16 protein-coding genes are annotated in these 12,657 nt (G+C 62.1%); 8 read left to right on the forward strand and 8 right to left on the reverse strand.

The genetic code is table 11. The annotated features are described in order from the left end of the window. Nucleotides 1-87 precede the first annotated feature (87 nt). Both ACOJCM_RS18095 and ACOJCM_RS18100 read left to right on the forward strand, forming a co-directional pair. The gene (locus tag ACOJCM_RS18095) at nt 88-561 is read left to right on the forward strand and encodes an Lrp/AsnC family transcriptional regulator (protein ID WP_445213452.1); all 474 of its coding nucleotides are present in this window, start codon (nt 88-90) and stop codon (nt 559-561) included. A 49-nt stretch (nt 562-610) separates the two neighbouring features. Beyond that, nucleotides 611-1,528, forward strand: a complete 918-nt coding sequence (locus ACOJCM_RS18100; RefSeq protein ID WP_445213453.1) for a complex I NDUFA9 subunit family protein — start codon at nt 611-613, stop codon at nt 1,526-1,528. Between the two features lie 23 nt (nt 1,529-1,551). On the opposite strand, the gene ACOJCM_RS18105 is transcribed toward ACOJCM_RS18100, so the two are convergent. Both ACOJCM_RS18105 and ACOJCM_RS18110 read right to left on the reverse strand, forming a co-directional pair. After that, complete coding sequence (locus ACOJCM_RS18105; RefSeq protein WP_445213454.1) at nt 1,552-1,989, reverse strand: nucleoside deaminase; 438 nt, start codon at nt 1,987-1,989, stop codon at nt 1,552-1,554. Between the two features lie 82 nt (nt 1,990-2,071). Then, nucleotides 2,072-2,587 (reverse strand): hypothetical protein, encoded by a 516-nt coding sequence (locus tag ACOJCM_RS18110; protein ID WP_445213455.1) that lies wholly within the window; start codon nt 2,585-2,587, stop codon nt 2,072-2,074. Nucleotides 2,588-2,720: 133 nt separating this feature from the next. On the opposite strand from ACOJCM_RS18110, the gene ACOJCM_RS18115 reads away from it, so the two are divergent. The 3 genes from ACOJCM_RS18115 to ACOJCM_RS18125 all read left to right on the forward strand — a co-directional run bounded on the left by ACOJCM_RS18115 (nt 2,721) and on the right by ACOJCM_RS18125 (nt 5,322). Then, nucleotides 2,721-3,590 (forward strand): LysR substrate-binding domain-containing protein, encoded by an 870-nt coding sequence (locus ACOJCM_RS18115; protein WP_445213456.1) that lies wholly within the window; start codon nt 2,721-2,723, stop codon nt 3,588-3,590. A gap of 127 nt (nt 3,591-3,717) precedes the next feature. After that, complete coding sequence (locus tag ACOJCM_RS18120) at nt 3,718-4,965, forward strand: MFS transporter (protein ID WP_445213457.1); 1,248 nt, start codon at nt 3,718-3,720, stop codon at nt 4,963-4,965. Nucleotides 4,966-4,968: 3 nt separating this feature from the next. After that, nucleotides 4,969-5,322, forward strand: coding sequence for a hypothetical protein (locus ACOJCM_RS18125; protein ID WP_445213458.1), 354 nt, complete (start codon nt 4,969-4,971; stop codon nt 5,320-5,322). On the opposite strand, the gene ACOJCM_RS18130 is transcribed toward ACOJCM_RS18125, so the two are convergent. Next, a complete protein-coding gene (locus ACOJCM_RS18130; protein ID WP_445213459.1) occupies nt 5,306-6,199 on the reverse strand; it encodes a ribose-phosphate diphosphokinase in 894 nt (297 codons plus the stop codon). The genes ACOJCM_RS18125 and ACOJCM_RS18130 overlap by 17 nt on opposite strands. 124 nt (nt 6,200-6,323) lie before the next feature. Between ACOJCM_RS18130 and ACOJCM_RS18135 the strand changes: the two genes are divergently transcribed. Beyond that, a complete protein-coding gene (locus tag ACOJCM_RS18135) occupies nt 6,324-7,268 on the forward strand; it encodes a 2-dehydropantoate 2-reductase (protein WP_445213460.1) in 945 nt (314 codons plus the stop codon). 107 nt (nt 7,269-7,375) lie between these two features. Then, complete coding sequence (locus ACOJCM_RS18140) at nt 7,376-8,143, forward strand: class I SAM-dependent methyltransferase (RefSeq protein WP_445213461.1); 768 nt, start codon at nt 7,376-7,378, stop codon at nt 8,141-8,143. A gap of 52 nt (nt 8,144-8,195) precedes the next feature. On the opposite strand, the gene thpD is transcribed toward ACOJCM_RS18140, so the two are convergent. The 3 genes from thpD to ACOJCM_RS18155 all read right to left on the reverse strand — a co-directional run bounded on the left by thpD (nt 8,196) and on the right by ACOJCM_RS18155 (nt 10,501). Next, complete coding sequence (gene thpD, locus ACOJCM_RS18145) at nt 8,196-9,107, reverse strand: ectoine hydroxylase (protein WP_445213462.1); 912 nt, start codon at nt 9,105-9,107, stop codon at nt 8,196-8,198. A gap of 163 nt (nt 9,108-9,270) precedes the next feature. Next, on the reverse strand, nt 9,271-9,984 hold the full coding sequence (locus ACOJCM_RS18150) for a hypothetical protein (protein WP_445213463.1): 714 nt from the start codon (nt 9,982-9,984) through the stop codon (nt 9,271-9,273). 40 nt (nt 9,985-10,024) lie between these two features. After that, entirely contained in the window at nt 10,025-10,501 is a 477-nt protein-coding gene (locus tag ACOJCM_RS18155; RefSeq protein WP_445213464.1) for a YbhB/YbcL family Raf kinase inhibitor-like protein, read from the reverse strand. Nucleotides 10,502-10,578: 77 nt separating this feature from the next. Between ACOJCM_RS18155 and ACOJCM_RS18160 the strand changes: the two genes are divergently transcribed. After that, a complete protein-coding gene (locus ACOJCM_RS18160) occupies nt 10,579-11,040 on the forward strand; it encodes a flavodoxin family protein (RefSeq protein WP_445213465.1) in 462 nt (153 codons plus the stop codon). 89 nt (nt 11,041-11,129) lie between these two features. Here ACOJCM_RS18160 and ACOJCM_RS18165 read toward each other — a convergent pair whose 3' ends face one another. Continuing rightward, nucleotides 11,130-11,315, reverse strand: a complete 186-nt coding sequence (locus ACOJCM_RS18165; protein WP_445213466.1) for a CCGSCS motif protein — start codon at nt 11,313-11,315, stop codon at nt 11,130-11,132. Nucleotides 11,316-11,460: 145 nt separating this feature from the next. Continuing rightward, nucleotides 11,461-12,639: an acetyl-CoA C-acyltransferase FadA gene (fadA, locus tag ACOJCM_RS18170; RefSeq protein WP_445213467.1), complete on the reverse strand. Its 1,179-nt coding sequence runs from the start codon at nt 12,637-12,639 to the stop codon at nt 11,461-11,463. Nucleotides 12,640-12,657: the final 18 nt, after the last annotated feature.

Below are 12,657 nucleotides of genomic sequence, written 5' to 3' on the forward strand. Positions count from 1 at the left end.
AGTACAGTCCGGATTCGTCAGACTTGTGGTAATGGTTAGCGGCATCGGCCAAGGAACCCCTGAACGCCACATTGACGAGGCACCCTCATGCGCAATCTCAAACTCGACCGCATTGACCGCATGCTGCTCGAAGCCCTGCAGCAGGACGCCCGTCTTACCACCGCCGAGCTGGCAGAACTCGTCAACCTTTCCCCTTCACCCTGCGCTCGTCGCATTCGCAGGCTGGAGCAGGCGGGCCTGATCACGCGCTATCGCGCCGAGCTGGACAGGACGCTGCTCGGCCTGACGCTGACGCTATTCGTCCAGGTTCGCCTCAAGGAGCACCAGCAGGAGCGGGTCGAGGAATTCGAAAACACCGTACGCAGCATGCCGGAAGTCATTCAGTGCTACAGCGTTTCCGGCCACTTCGACTATCTGCTGCAGGTCATTACCGCCGATATCATCAGCTTCGAGCACTGGTTACGCCAGTTCCGGCAGTTGAAAGAGGTCCGCTCGGTAGACAGCAATTTCGCGATACGGGCAATCAAGGAAAACGGCCCCCTCCCCCTGCCGACCCATTGAACCCACCAGGCCGAAAGGGCATCGGCGAGAGCGAACGGATGGAGACGACATGGCGAAGGCGCCGATCACTGTATTCGGCGGGACCGGCTTTCTAGGTTCCCGGCTGGTACGCGAGTTGTACGACGCGGGGCATGCCGTGCGCGTCGCATCACGTCGGCCGGCGCTACCCGAATGGGCCGAGCCCGGCGATCCGCTGGAACCAGTGAAAGCAGACATCCACTGCGAAGCCGAAGTAGGCCGTGCGCTGGAAGGGTCACGTGGCGTGGTCAATGCAGTGAGCCTGTATGTCGAAAGCCGCCACTCAAGCTTCGACGAGGTACATGTACAGGGCGCCGGCCGCCTGGCACGGCTTGCACGGGCTGAGGGCATCGAAACCTTCATCCAGCTTTCCGGTATCGGCGCAAGCGACGCGTCTCGCTCACGTTACGTCAGGGCCCGCGGACGGGGAGAAGCGGCAGTTCTCGATGCCTTCCCGAAGGCGGTCATTGTTCGGCCAAGCGTCATGTTCGGCCCTGGCGATGCCTTCCTCACCCGCCTGGCAGGCCTGACCCGCTTGCCCGTGATCCCGCTGTTCGGTCACGGTGAGACCCGCCTGCAGCCGGTTCACGTTCTGGATGTCGCACGCGCGATAGCCCGACTGTCGGGCGCTTCCCCGACCGAGCGGCGTCTATTCGAGCTGGGCGGACCGGATATCCTGCGTTACCGCGACGTGCTGGAGCTGGTCATGGCGCACCTGGAGCGCGACCGTGCGCTACTGCCGGTTCCCCTCCCGCTCTGGCATTTCGCCGCCCTGCTGGCCGCCCCATTGCCCGGACCACCGCTGACACGTGACCAGGTCATTCTGTTGGCCGCCGACAACACGGTCAGCGAAGGCGTGGGCACCTTGGCCGACCTGGATATCCTGCCGCGTTCGCTACGCGACGCCCTTCCCGAATGCCTGCCGGCTCCTGGCCAGGCGTCGCCGTGAATACGGCAACTGCCGCAGCCGGTCTACTCGCCGATGTCTTCGTTCCATAACTCGGGCGAAGCCTGGATGAAGTGCGTCATCAAGGCCATGCACTCTTCGAGATCAAGAACCTCAATCTCGACGCCCCTCGAACGCAGCAGCGCTTCGTCCCCCATAAAGGTCCGGTTCTCGCCGATGACGACGCGCGGAATGCCATACAGGAGTATGGCTCCGCTGCACATGGGGCACGGCGACAGCGTGGTATAGAGGGTACACTCGCGATAGACCGAGGCGAGCCGCCGGCCCGCGCGCTCCAGTGCATCCATTTCGCCATGCAGCACGGTACTGCCCGACTGAACGCGCCGATTATGGCCGCGCCCGATGATCTCTCCTCGGTGCACCAGCACCGAGCCGATGGGAATGCCGCCCTCCGCCAGCCCCTGGCGGGCTTCGTCGATAGCGGCGCGCATGAAGTGGTCCATGGAAACTCCTTGTTGCCGAGACGTACCTGTCACCTCCAATCCTCCTCCTGCCCCTGCATAATGGCCAACCGACGCGGTCGCTTCATTGCCAACGCCAGCCATGCCGTTCCCACCATTCCAGGGCGATGGCCCGGTTCTGCGCATTGGCCTCCTGGCTAAGCGTCTCGACCAGACGGATATAGTCGCCATCGGTCCGGGCAAGCAAAGGCGGATCCTGCGTTGCCAGCTGCAACGCGTACAGCACCAGCATCAGCTCGTACTCGTCGTGGGTGTCGATGAGCGCAAACAGCATCGGTACGGCGGGTTCGCCGATCTGTCCGAGCCGCTCCGCCGCGATATACCAGACACGTGGATGCTCGCCTCCACCCTGGATATCGATGAAACGCCTGTCGGCCAAGCGGCTGATGTAGTAGTGCACCTCGTCCGACTCCGTGGCAAACAGCGGAGGAATCCAGAAGCGATCAAACCGGGTGGTAGGCACGGGTGGCGCTGTCGTCGCTACCGGCTGGACCCGCTCGGGCTCGGCAACGGTGTCGGCCGGCTCGCTCTGCGGCGCCGTGCGACCGCTACAGCCGCTCGCCACAAGCAGGGCGAACAAGATCGGGACGAAACTCCGTTTTATCGGCATCACCTGGGCACCACTCCTCTTGCTTGTGCACGACATGGCGCCATGGATGGCCGCCACCGGATTCTCATGGTATGAACATTCCATTGACTGGGCGAGGAATAAGATGCCACGACGACTCCCGCCATTGAACACGCTGCGCCTTTTCGAAGCCGCCGCACGGCTCGGGCAGCTCAAGGCTGCTGCCGAAGAGCTGTCGCTGACTCCTAGCGCCGTCAGCCATGGCATCCGGTCACTCGAGCGGTGGCTCGGTATCGACTTGTTCGCGAGAACGCCGCACGGCCTGCGACTCACGACCGAGGGCGAGCGCTATGCGACGACCGTGCGCGAGTCGCTGATGTTGCTCGGCGAGGGTACCGAGAGGCTGCTGAACGTTCAGGCACCGCGTCGCTTGGCGATCAGCGTTACTCCTTTCTTCGCCGTTCGCTGGCTCCTGCCGCGGCTAGGCGATTTTCGCGTCCGATATCCCGACATCACCGTCCTGCTCGACACTTCGCAGCAGCATGTGGCGCTGGAAACCGGTGAGACGGACATGGCGATCCGCATGGGACGCGGCGCTTGGCACACGCTTGCCTGCGACCTGCTGTTCCGTGAGCGCCTGGTACCGGTATGCGCACCCTCACTGGTGGATCGGGTACGGGCCGATGCTGCCAGTGTCTGTCATATTCACATGCGCACGGTACATGAAGAATGGCAGCGCTGGTGTGTTACCACCGGTCGTCCTCAGCCTTCTCCCGACAGGGCGTTGTTCGTCGACACGCTTCAATTGGCCTACGAGGCGGCTGCCAACGGCTTCGGCATCGCCATGGGACGCAGGCCCCTGGTCGATGCCGAACTCGAACGTGGCCTGCTCGTCATGCCATGGCAGGACACCGTTGACATCGAGACTGGCTACTGGTTGGTGACACCGCCACGGCGCAGGAGCGAACCGATGGTCGCGCTGTTTCGCGGCTGGCTGCTCGAGCAGGTTTCATAGCGAAGCGAGACCAGACGAATCCAGAGCGACAAATAACGTTCAACAGGAGGGGAAAAGGTTTCGTTTGAGCCACGCGCTCCACTCCGTTGCAATGCGGGCATGTCTTTACGCTCACTGGAGAGCCGTCATGACCGCCTTCCCTCCCTCACCTCCTTCGGCATATGCAACACCTCCGCTTGCGGTGCTGGTCGGCTGCGCCTGCGCCATCTCGCTCATCACCTTCGGCGTACGCTCGATCTTCGGCCTGTTCACCGATCCCGTGGTCGAGGCCCATGGCTGGACACGGGAAACCTTCGCCTTTGCCATCGCCCTGCAGAATCTCATGTGGGGCCTGGCCCAGCCCTTCGCCGGGGCCTTGGTCGACCGCTATGGCCCCGTGCGGGTGCTGGTCACAGGAGCAACGTGCTATGCCGCCGGGCTGGCCCTGATGGCAATAAGCGACTCGCCGCTGACGTTGACGCTAAGTGCCGGTGTCCTCGTGGGGCTCGGCATGGGCGGCGCCTCCTTCGTCACCGTACTCGGTGCACTGGGTAAGCTGGTACCGGCCTCGCATCGTGGTTGGGCGCTGGGGATTGGCACGGCGGCCGGCTCGCTCGGCCAGTTCCTGTTTGCCCCGCTGGGCCAGGCCTTCATAACCGGTTATGGCTGGCAGACCGCCGCTCTGCTCCTCGCCGGCGGCGTCGCACTGGTCGTGGGGCTGGCGCTTGGCGTACGAGGCACACCGCAAGCAGCCGCCGTTGAGTCGGGACCGGCCCTGACCTTACGACAAACGCTGCGGCTGGCCATGCATCACCCCAGCTATGTCTATCTGCTGCTGGGGTTTTCAGTATGCGGCTTTCAACTTGCCTTCATCACGGTGCATCTGCCCCCCTACCTCAACGACAAGGGGGTGGATGCGACGATTGCAGGCTGGGCAATTGGCGCCATCGGCCTGGCCAATGTGCTGGGCGCCTATGCTGCAGGCATGCTCGGTAGCAGGCTCGGCCAACGCGGGCTACTTTCCTTCATCTACTTTGCCCGTGCGATGGCCATCGTCCTCTTCATGAGCTTTCCCATCACTCACGCCAGTGTGCTGCTGTTCGCCACCGCAATGGGATTGTTATGGCTGTCGACTGTTCCGCTGACGTCCGGCTTGGTAGCCTTGATGTTCGGCACACGCTTCATGGCCACGCTGTTCGGCTTGATCTTTCTGAGCCATCAAGTCGGGTCGTTCCTGGGTGTCTGGCTGGGTGGCCGGCTGTTCGAGCTGACCGCCAGCTACCAGCTCGTATGGTGGCTCACCGCCGCGCTTGGAGTGGCGGCAGGCCTGATTCATCTGCCGATCCGCGAGCGGCCTTCTCCCGGGCTTACCACCCGACTGGGAGCGGAGGGCTAGCGCATGCACGCCGATACCCTGAATTGTCATGCCTTCGCTGTCGGCTTCGTTTCACTGGCAGTGGTTGCATGCCTGGCCCTCGGTCTGCTTCCCGTTCGGCAGGCGACGAGTGACTTCGACTCCGCTCGAATGCTGGTGGCTGTGTTTCCCCCGGGGGAGCGCGCACGCACAAGCCGCAACGCCATTCGCGAGGTCGGCGCACTGCCGCGGCGGGCACTGCTGGGCGGCATGCTGGTCAGCTTCGTCGCGTGGGATTCGCGGCAGGTCGAAAAACTGGAGCGAGGCGGGGCCTACGCTCTGGTCTTGCCCTCCCGGCCCAATTTTGCGCTGGGTTGCGCCCTCAGCACTCCGCCATGACGCCGCCCAACGCCTCGGCCAGCATTGGCGCCAGGAAAACAGCGTTGCTCTCATGAGCAATGGTGTCAGTACTCCACACCTCCTTCACCCCGGCCTGTCGCACGACACTCAAGGCATCGCCGGCGAACAGCGCGTGCATTACCGCCACGTCAACCGCCTTCGCTCCCGCGGCCAGTACCCGCTCCGCCGCTCGGGCCAGGGTACGACCGGAGCTGGCGATGTCATCCATCAGCACGACACGGCGGCCGGCAATGGCCAGGTCCGGCAGTGCGATGTCGACATCACGATCGCCGTGGCGCGCCTTGGTGCAAACACCATACTCGAGCCCTGCCACCCCGGCCGCTCTCTCCACCCACTGCAGCGACTCCTCATCGGGACCCAGCAGCAGGGCATCGCGGCGCCGCTCGACGATCGCCGCGGCCAACTGCGAGGCGGCACTGAGCGCAATCGCTTGAGGTAAGGGCACTGCCTGCTCCAGACAATCGATGCGATGCAGGTGCGGATCGACCGTTATCACGGCATCGAACAGCTCGGCAAGAAAGCCGCCAACCAGGCGCTGGCTGACTAGCTCACCCGAGTGAAACGCCTTGTCCTGACGCATGTAGGCCAGGTAGGGGGCAACCAGTACCAATTGCTCGACGCCCTGCTCGCGCGCATGCCGGGCCAACAGCAATAGTTCGACGAGCTTGTCGTTGGGCCGGTCCAGGCTGCGGTAGATCACAAGGCGCCTGGGCAGCCCGAGGTCGGGCAGGCGAAGGCCCAACTCATCGTCAGGAAAACGGTGACAGTCCACCTGCCGGGCTTCGATGTTGGCTGCCTCGGCCAGGCGCATGGCGGGAAGGGCTTCATCCACGAAATAGAGCAGGGCTGCGTGCATCGGAACTCCATGTTCAACAATGTCTTCATGCTGACCGATACTGTAGCCGCTTGCGGCGGGACGTCGTAGGCTGGGACAAGGCAGGTTATGCTCCTTGAGAGCAATCGAATCGATAGGAGACAACATGAAGTTCGCCATCATGGGAAGCGGCGGCGTCGGTGGCTATTTCGGGGCACGTCTGGCCGAAGCCGGCGAGGACGTCACCTTCATCGCCCGCGGCGACCATTTGATCGCCATGCAGCGCGACGGGCTGCATGTCAGCAGCATCAAGGGCGACATTAACCTGGAACGGATCAGAGCCACGGACGATCCGGCCACGATAGGAGAAGTGGACTGCGTGATTGTGGCAGTCAAGGCATGGCAGGTGCGCGAGGCGGCCGAGTCGATCCGTCCTCTCGTGGGGCCCGATACGCTGGTGCTGCCACTCGAGAATGGCGTCGAAGCCGCCGATATTCTGACCGAGGTACTGGGCGAGCCACCGGTGCTCGATGGTCTTTGCGGCATACTGGCCTGGCGGGAGGCACCCGGGCATATTCGCCACGGCGGCGTGGATCCATTCGTACGCTTCGGGGAACGGGACAGTCGTAGCAGTGAGCGCACGGCTCGGCTCAAGGCCGTCTTCGACAATGCGCACGGCATCCATGCAGAGATACCCGACGACATTCGCGTCGCCAAATGGAGCAAGTTCCTTTTCATCTGTGCCATGAGCGGCATCGGCAGTGTCACGCGCGCACCCATCGGGATCACGCGACAGTTGCCGGAAACCCGCACCCTGATACAGGCCATGCTCGAGGAGATCGACCGCGTCGCCCGCGCCCATGGCATTGACTTCCCTGCCGATGCGGTCTCACGTGCGATGCAGTACATCGACGCGATGCCAGCCGAGAGCACCTCTTCCATGCAACGCAACATTACGGCGGGAGAACCCTCAGAACTGGAGTCTCAGAACGGCGCCGTGGTGCGCCTGGGTCAAGCGGTTGGCGTGGAAACGCCGGTGCACTCGATGATCCATGCCGCCCTACTACCCCAGGAACTGGCGGCTCGCGGCGAGCTTCCGTCAGCTCGGTAGCGCGATCGTTCCCGGCAGGGCGAGGAAAGATGGCTGCCGGTGAGGTTTGGGTTACTCTGCAGATAAGCAAGCATACATAAGCGCACCGCAGCTACGGAGTATCTGCCATGACGGATCTTCCTCACAACGCCCGGGGCCAGCGCTGGGATGCCGCAGCCTATGCGCGGAATGCCGACTTCGTTGCCGAGCTGGGCAATCCGGTTGCCGACCTGCTTGACCCTCGGCCCGGCGAACGTATTCTCGACATCGGCTGTGGTGACGGGGTTCTGACGGAAAAGCTGGCAAAGTCCGGCGCCACTCTCGTGGGCGTGGATGCCGCCAAGGACATGGTCGCGACGGCCCGGGCCCGCGGGATCGATGCCCAGGTCATGGATGCTCACAACCTACCCTTCGAACATGAATTCGACGCGGTATTCAGCAATGCCGCCCTGCACTGGATGCTCAATCACCAAGCCGTGATAGCCAGCATCCATCGCGCATTGAAACCGGGCGGCCGCTTCGTTGCCGAATTCGGCGGTCACGGTAACGTGGCGGCCATCTGCACCGCCATGCTGGCAGCACTGCAGGCCCGCGGCATTAGCGGCAAGGCGCGCTTCCCCTGGTTCTTCCCCACCGCTGAAGAGTACCGCGATTGCCTGGTGACGGCAGGATTCACCGTCGACACCACCGAATTGATTCCGCGTCCGACCCGTCTGCCCACGGGCATGTCCGGCTGGCTTGCCACCTTTGCCAACCCTTTCCTGCATGGCCTGGATACGGAAATCCGCGAAGCCGTCCTGGACGATGCCTTGGTGCTTCTCGCTCCGAGTTTGCGAGATAGCCATGGCATTTGGACGGCCGATTACGTGCGCCTGCGTGTCAAGGCGCATCGCTGAGGCATCACGCCGATGACTTCATAGATGCCACAGCGAATACGACCGGCTGACCTCACTCGACCGGCTTGAGAGGGGACCAGTCCGTGCGATTGGCGAGGAATTCCGGGCGCGGCCGATTACCGCAGAAGGGATTCATCAAACCATTATCGACGCTGTTATAGACGAAAAAGAGGTTACTGCGCGGCCAGCAGGACATATTGATGTTCGAGCCATGCATGGTGTTGCATTCGAACATGACCAGTGTTCCGGCAGGTCCTTTCGGCGCCTCGATATCGCCATTGAGCATCAGATCTCGCAGGCTGGCGTTGTCGGGCACGCCCACGTCCTGGCTCTTGAGGGACTCCTTGTAATTGTCTGTCGGCGTGCGACCCACGCAGGGAACGAAGTACTTGTGCGAGCCGGGTATCAACATCAGCGGGCCGTTGAACTCACCATTGTCGGTCAGCACGATAGAGCAGCTCAACGAACGCATGCGCGGCATGCCGTCCTCGCTGTGCCAGGTTTCGAAATCGGAATGCCAGTCGAAGCCTTTCCCTTTGAAACCCGGCTTGTAGTTGATGCGAGACTGGTGAATGTAGACACCTTGCCCCAGCAATTGCTCGACCATGGCCAGCAACCGCGGGTCCCGAGTCAGGCGGCTGAATCGTTCGGAAATTTCATGGATTCCGAAGATGGAACGGATCTCCTCTCGCCCGGGCTCGAGAATGGTGCCTTCGGATAGCTTGAGGTCGTCGTCCTGCTCATAGTCGCGAAGTTCCTGAATGAAGGCCTCCATCTCCTCGCGGTCGAAGAATCCCTCGAACGAAAGAAAGCCTTTCTCCTCGTATTCGCGTACCTCCTCCTCACTCAGCGGTCCCTCACTGCGCTGGGCCCCTTCGGTAAAGACGACGGGATCGATACGCTCGAACATTCCCAGCTTGCGTTCCAGTCGCGTGGGAAAAAGATCCTGTACGTCATTTTTCATCGCATATTCCTCCATGATCAAAGCGAAACGCCAATCCTCCGACTGGTAATGCCTCAACCTAGCCGGGGATACCTTTCCATGCAAAGCGAATTTGTATCGGCCTATTGCGACAAGAAAATTAACCGTAATCACGTAAAGGACAAGAAGCGCTACCCGATCGCTCTCATTGCTTGGGCAAAACCGGGGAAGACAGGTCATCACTGTGGTTCAATTCTCTTATCTCGCGGCACAAGCGCCTCCGCTTCCATGGGGAGGAGAGCCGTTTGGTGTCCCAGGTGGCCGGTACCAATCCACTGTCAGGCTGCTGGGCGATGAACTCGAAGCGACGCTCGGCACCGACCGGCAGATCTTCCGACCCATAGATGCAGATGATGCGTATCGTCAGGGCGCGGAATACCACATCATGCAACGGGCGGTATCCCTCCATCTCGAAACCGCCGTCATAGGCCAGCCGCCGGGTCAAGGCACCGAAGCTATCGATATGCACGAAGTTGCCCGACCCCAGCGGCCCCTGATGCGAGCCGTCGCGCACGATAAGAGAGGATGCGACGGGGCGATTGGAGTCGTTGTCCTCATGATGCTCGTCGCCGTCGCTGTAGCGCTCGGTGCGATCGGTCACGTCGACACGCACGATACCTCGCGAGGTTTCCAGTTCAGCGATGATGTGCTGGATGAATACCGGCTCGGCACTCATGTTGCTGATGATGCACAGCGCATCGATATCCTTCTTTCGACCGCGGTTGATCAGCAGGCGTGGCCTACGCTGGCGGCGAAAGCTGAAATAGAGGAGCTGGGCATAAATCACCCATACGAGCAGCGTGCCGATATCGGTCAGCACGGAGATGCTGTCTCCGTGCTGAAAGAGCCAATCGAACACCGCAAATCCTCCCTGACGGCTTTGGGCGCTACCTTGCCAATCAGTCGCGCCGATAGGTGCCGATCAGGCGGTTCATGCCGAGCAGGTGAGGCTCGAGCTGCTTGAGCAATTCTTCAATGCCGAGCCCTTCAGGCAGGTCGGTCGGCTTGTCGAGCGCCAGCACCCAGAAATAGTAGTGATGGACACCGTGTCCCTCGGGCGGCATGGGCCCCCCGTAGCCAACCTTGCCGAAATCGTTCTTGCCGCTCGTGCCGTCGCAGGTGCCTTCGGTCAGGGACGTCGTGGAGCCCGGCAGGTTGTAGAGCAGCCAATGAACGAAGCCATACCCACCGTGCTGGACGAGGGGCGCATCGGGGTCGTGGCAAATGATGGCATAGCCCTTGGTGCCCTCGGGAGCATCGCGCCAGCTGAGGGCCGGCGAGACATCGTCGCCCTCGCCGGTATGACGGCCGGGAATGGCGCCATGCGCCTCGAAGGCGGAGCTTTCCAACTGCATGTCCGAAAGTGCAAAGGCCATGTGGGGAATTCCTCCTCTGACGGTAAAACGCGAAGGGTGCCGAAACAGCGTCGGAAAAAGCCGTTAGACTGTCAAACATGAAACGACTGCTGATCGTGGCCCATGCGCCCTCCCCCAATACCCAGAGATTGAGAGACGCCGCCGAACGCGGTGCCAGACACCCCGAGGTAGAGGCGGTCGAGGTGGTGGTCAAGGCCCCCTTCGATGCCGGCCCTGAAGACATTCGCTCATGCGATGCCATTTTGCTGGGAACCACAGAGAATCTCGGCTACATGAGCGGCGCACTGAAGGACTTCTTCGACCGCAGCTACTATCCGGTGCTCGAAGCGAAACAGGGCCTGCCCTGTGCGCTCTATATTCGAGCGGGGCATGACGGTACCGGCACGCGCCGAGCGGTTGAGAGCATCGTCACCGGGCTACGCTGGCGCTGGACCCAGGAACCACTGATCCTGCGGGGCAAATGGCAAGACGACTTTGCTGATGAGGTGGAAGAGCTAGGCCTCTACCTGGCCGCCGGACTCGAAGCCGGCGTGCTTTAGCGTATTGGCCACCGCAGTGAGAGCCCTGCGAGTTGACAACGAGCATGACCCGAAAGCCATGCCCGCTGCAGACCGCCCAGGACTTCGCTTCAGTTACTGCACGACCCGCAGCAGACTCCGGGCTCCCCATGCTTTTTCTTCTGGACAGCGTCAGCACTCGCAGGCTCGTCGGCATTGGCTTGGGCAGCCGGCTTTACCGAGGCATCAGGTTCATAAGGTTGAACGGCCTGTTCGTTTTCGGGTTTGTCTTTCTTGAATAGGTTCTTCAGCCCCATAGGATTCACCCTTCGCGGTTAACTCAATAAGATGCAAAACACATGCATCTTATTGATGGGCGATCCGGCCGTCAACGAATCAAACCGAAACGGCCTCACCCAGAAGGGCAAGGCCGCTGACGACTCAAGAGCGGACTGCTGGAGCTTACTTGAGCCGCTCGAACACCGTGGCAACGCCCTGCCCCATGCCGATGCACATGGTGGCGAGCCCCAGGGTGGTGTTCTGCTGGCGCATGACGTTGAGCAGCGTAGTGCAGATACGCGAGCCGGAACAGCCCAGAGGGTGTCCCAAGGCGATGGCGCCACCGTTCAGGTTGACCTTTTCGTCCATCGCATCGAGGAAGCCGAGATCCTTGAGCACCGGAATCGCCTGCGCGGCGAAGGCTTCGTTGAGCTCGACCGTCTGGATATCGTCGGACGAAAGCCCTGCGGCCTTGAGCGCCTTCTTGGAGGCTGGCACCGGGCCATAGCCCATAATGGAGGCGTCGCAGCCTGCCACACCGGTGGAGAGCACCTTGGCGATGGGCTCGAGCCCCAGGGCGCGGGCACGCTCGTAACTCATGACAGCCATGGCTGAAGCACCGACAGAGAGCGCAGAGGATGTTCCCGCAGAGACGGTGCCACTGCGCGGATCGAATACCGGCTTGAGCTTGGCCATTTCCTCGAGGCTGGCATCGATGCGCACCACTTCGTCGTGCTTGAACAGCGTGCGGAAGCCACGCTCATCATGACCTTCAACGCCGACGATCTCGTTGTCGAAGTAGCCCTGCTGGTTCGCTGCGTAGGCGCGCTGGTGAGAACGCACGCCGAACTTGTCCTGTTCCTCGCGGGACACGCCGTGCATCTTGCCCAGCAGCTCGGCCGTCAAGCCCATCATCATGGCGGCCTTGGCCGCGTACTTGCTGGCCGCCGGATTGACGTCGACGCCATGTGCCATGGGGACATGCTCCATGTGCTCGACCCCGCCGATGACGTAGAAGTCGCCCATGCCGGCCTTGATGTTCGCCGCCGCGATATGCAGTGCAGTCATCGACGAGCCGCATAGGCGATTGACCGTCTGGGCCGGCACCGTGCGCGGTATGCCGGTCATGATCGCCGCGTTGCGCGCGATGTTCATCGCCTGCTCAAGGGTCTGGTTGACGCAGCCCCAGATCACGTCGTCGACTTCGGCCGGGTCGAGGTTGGCGTTGCGATCGAACAGCGCCTGCATCACCGCCGCGGAAAGGTTCTCGGCGCGCACGTGGCGGAAGGCGCCGTTCTTGGCCTTGGCCATGGCGGTACGGACGCCGTCGACCACCACGATGTCTCTCGGATTCAAACTCATATCAACTCACCTCTTGCT

Source organism: Billgrantia hypersalina, from assembly GCF_052584175.1.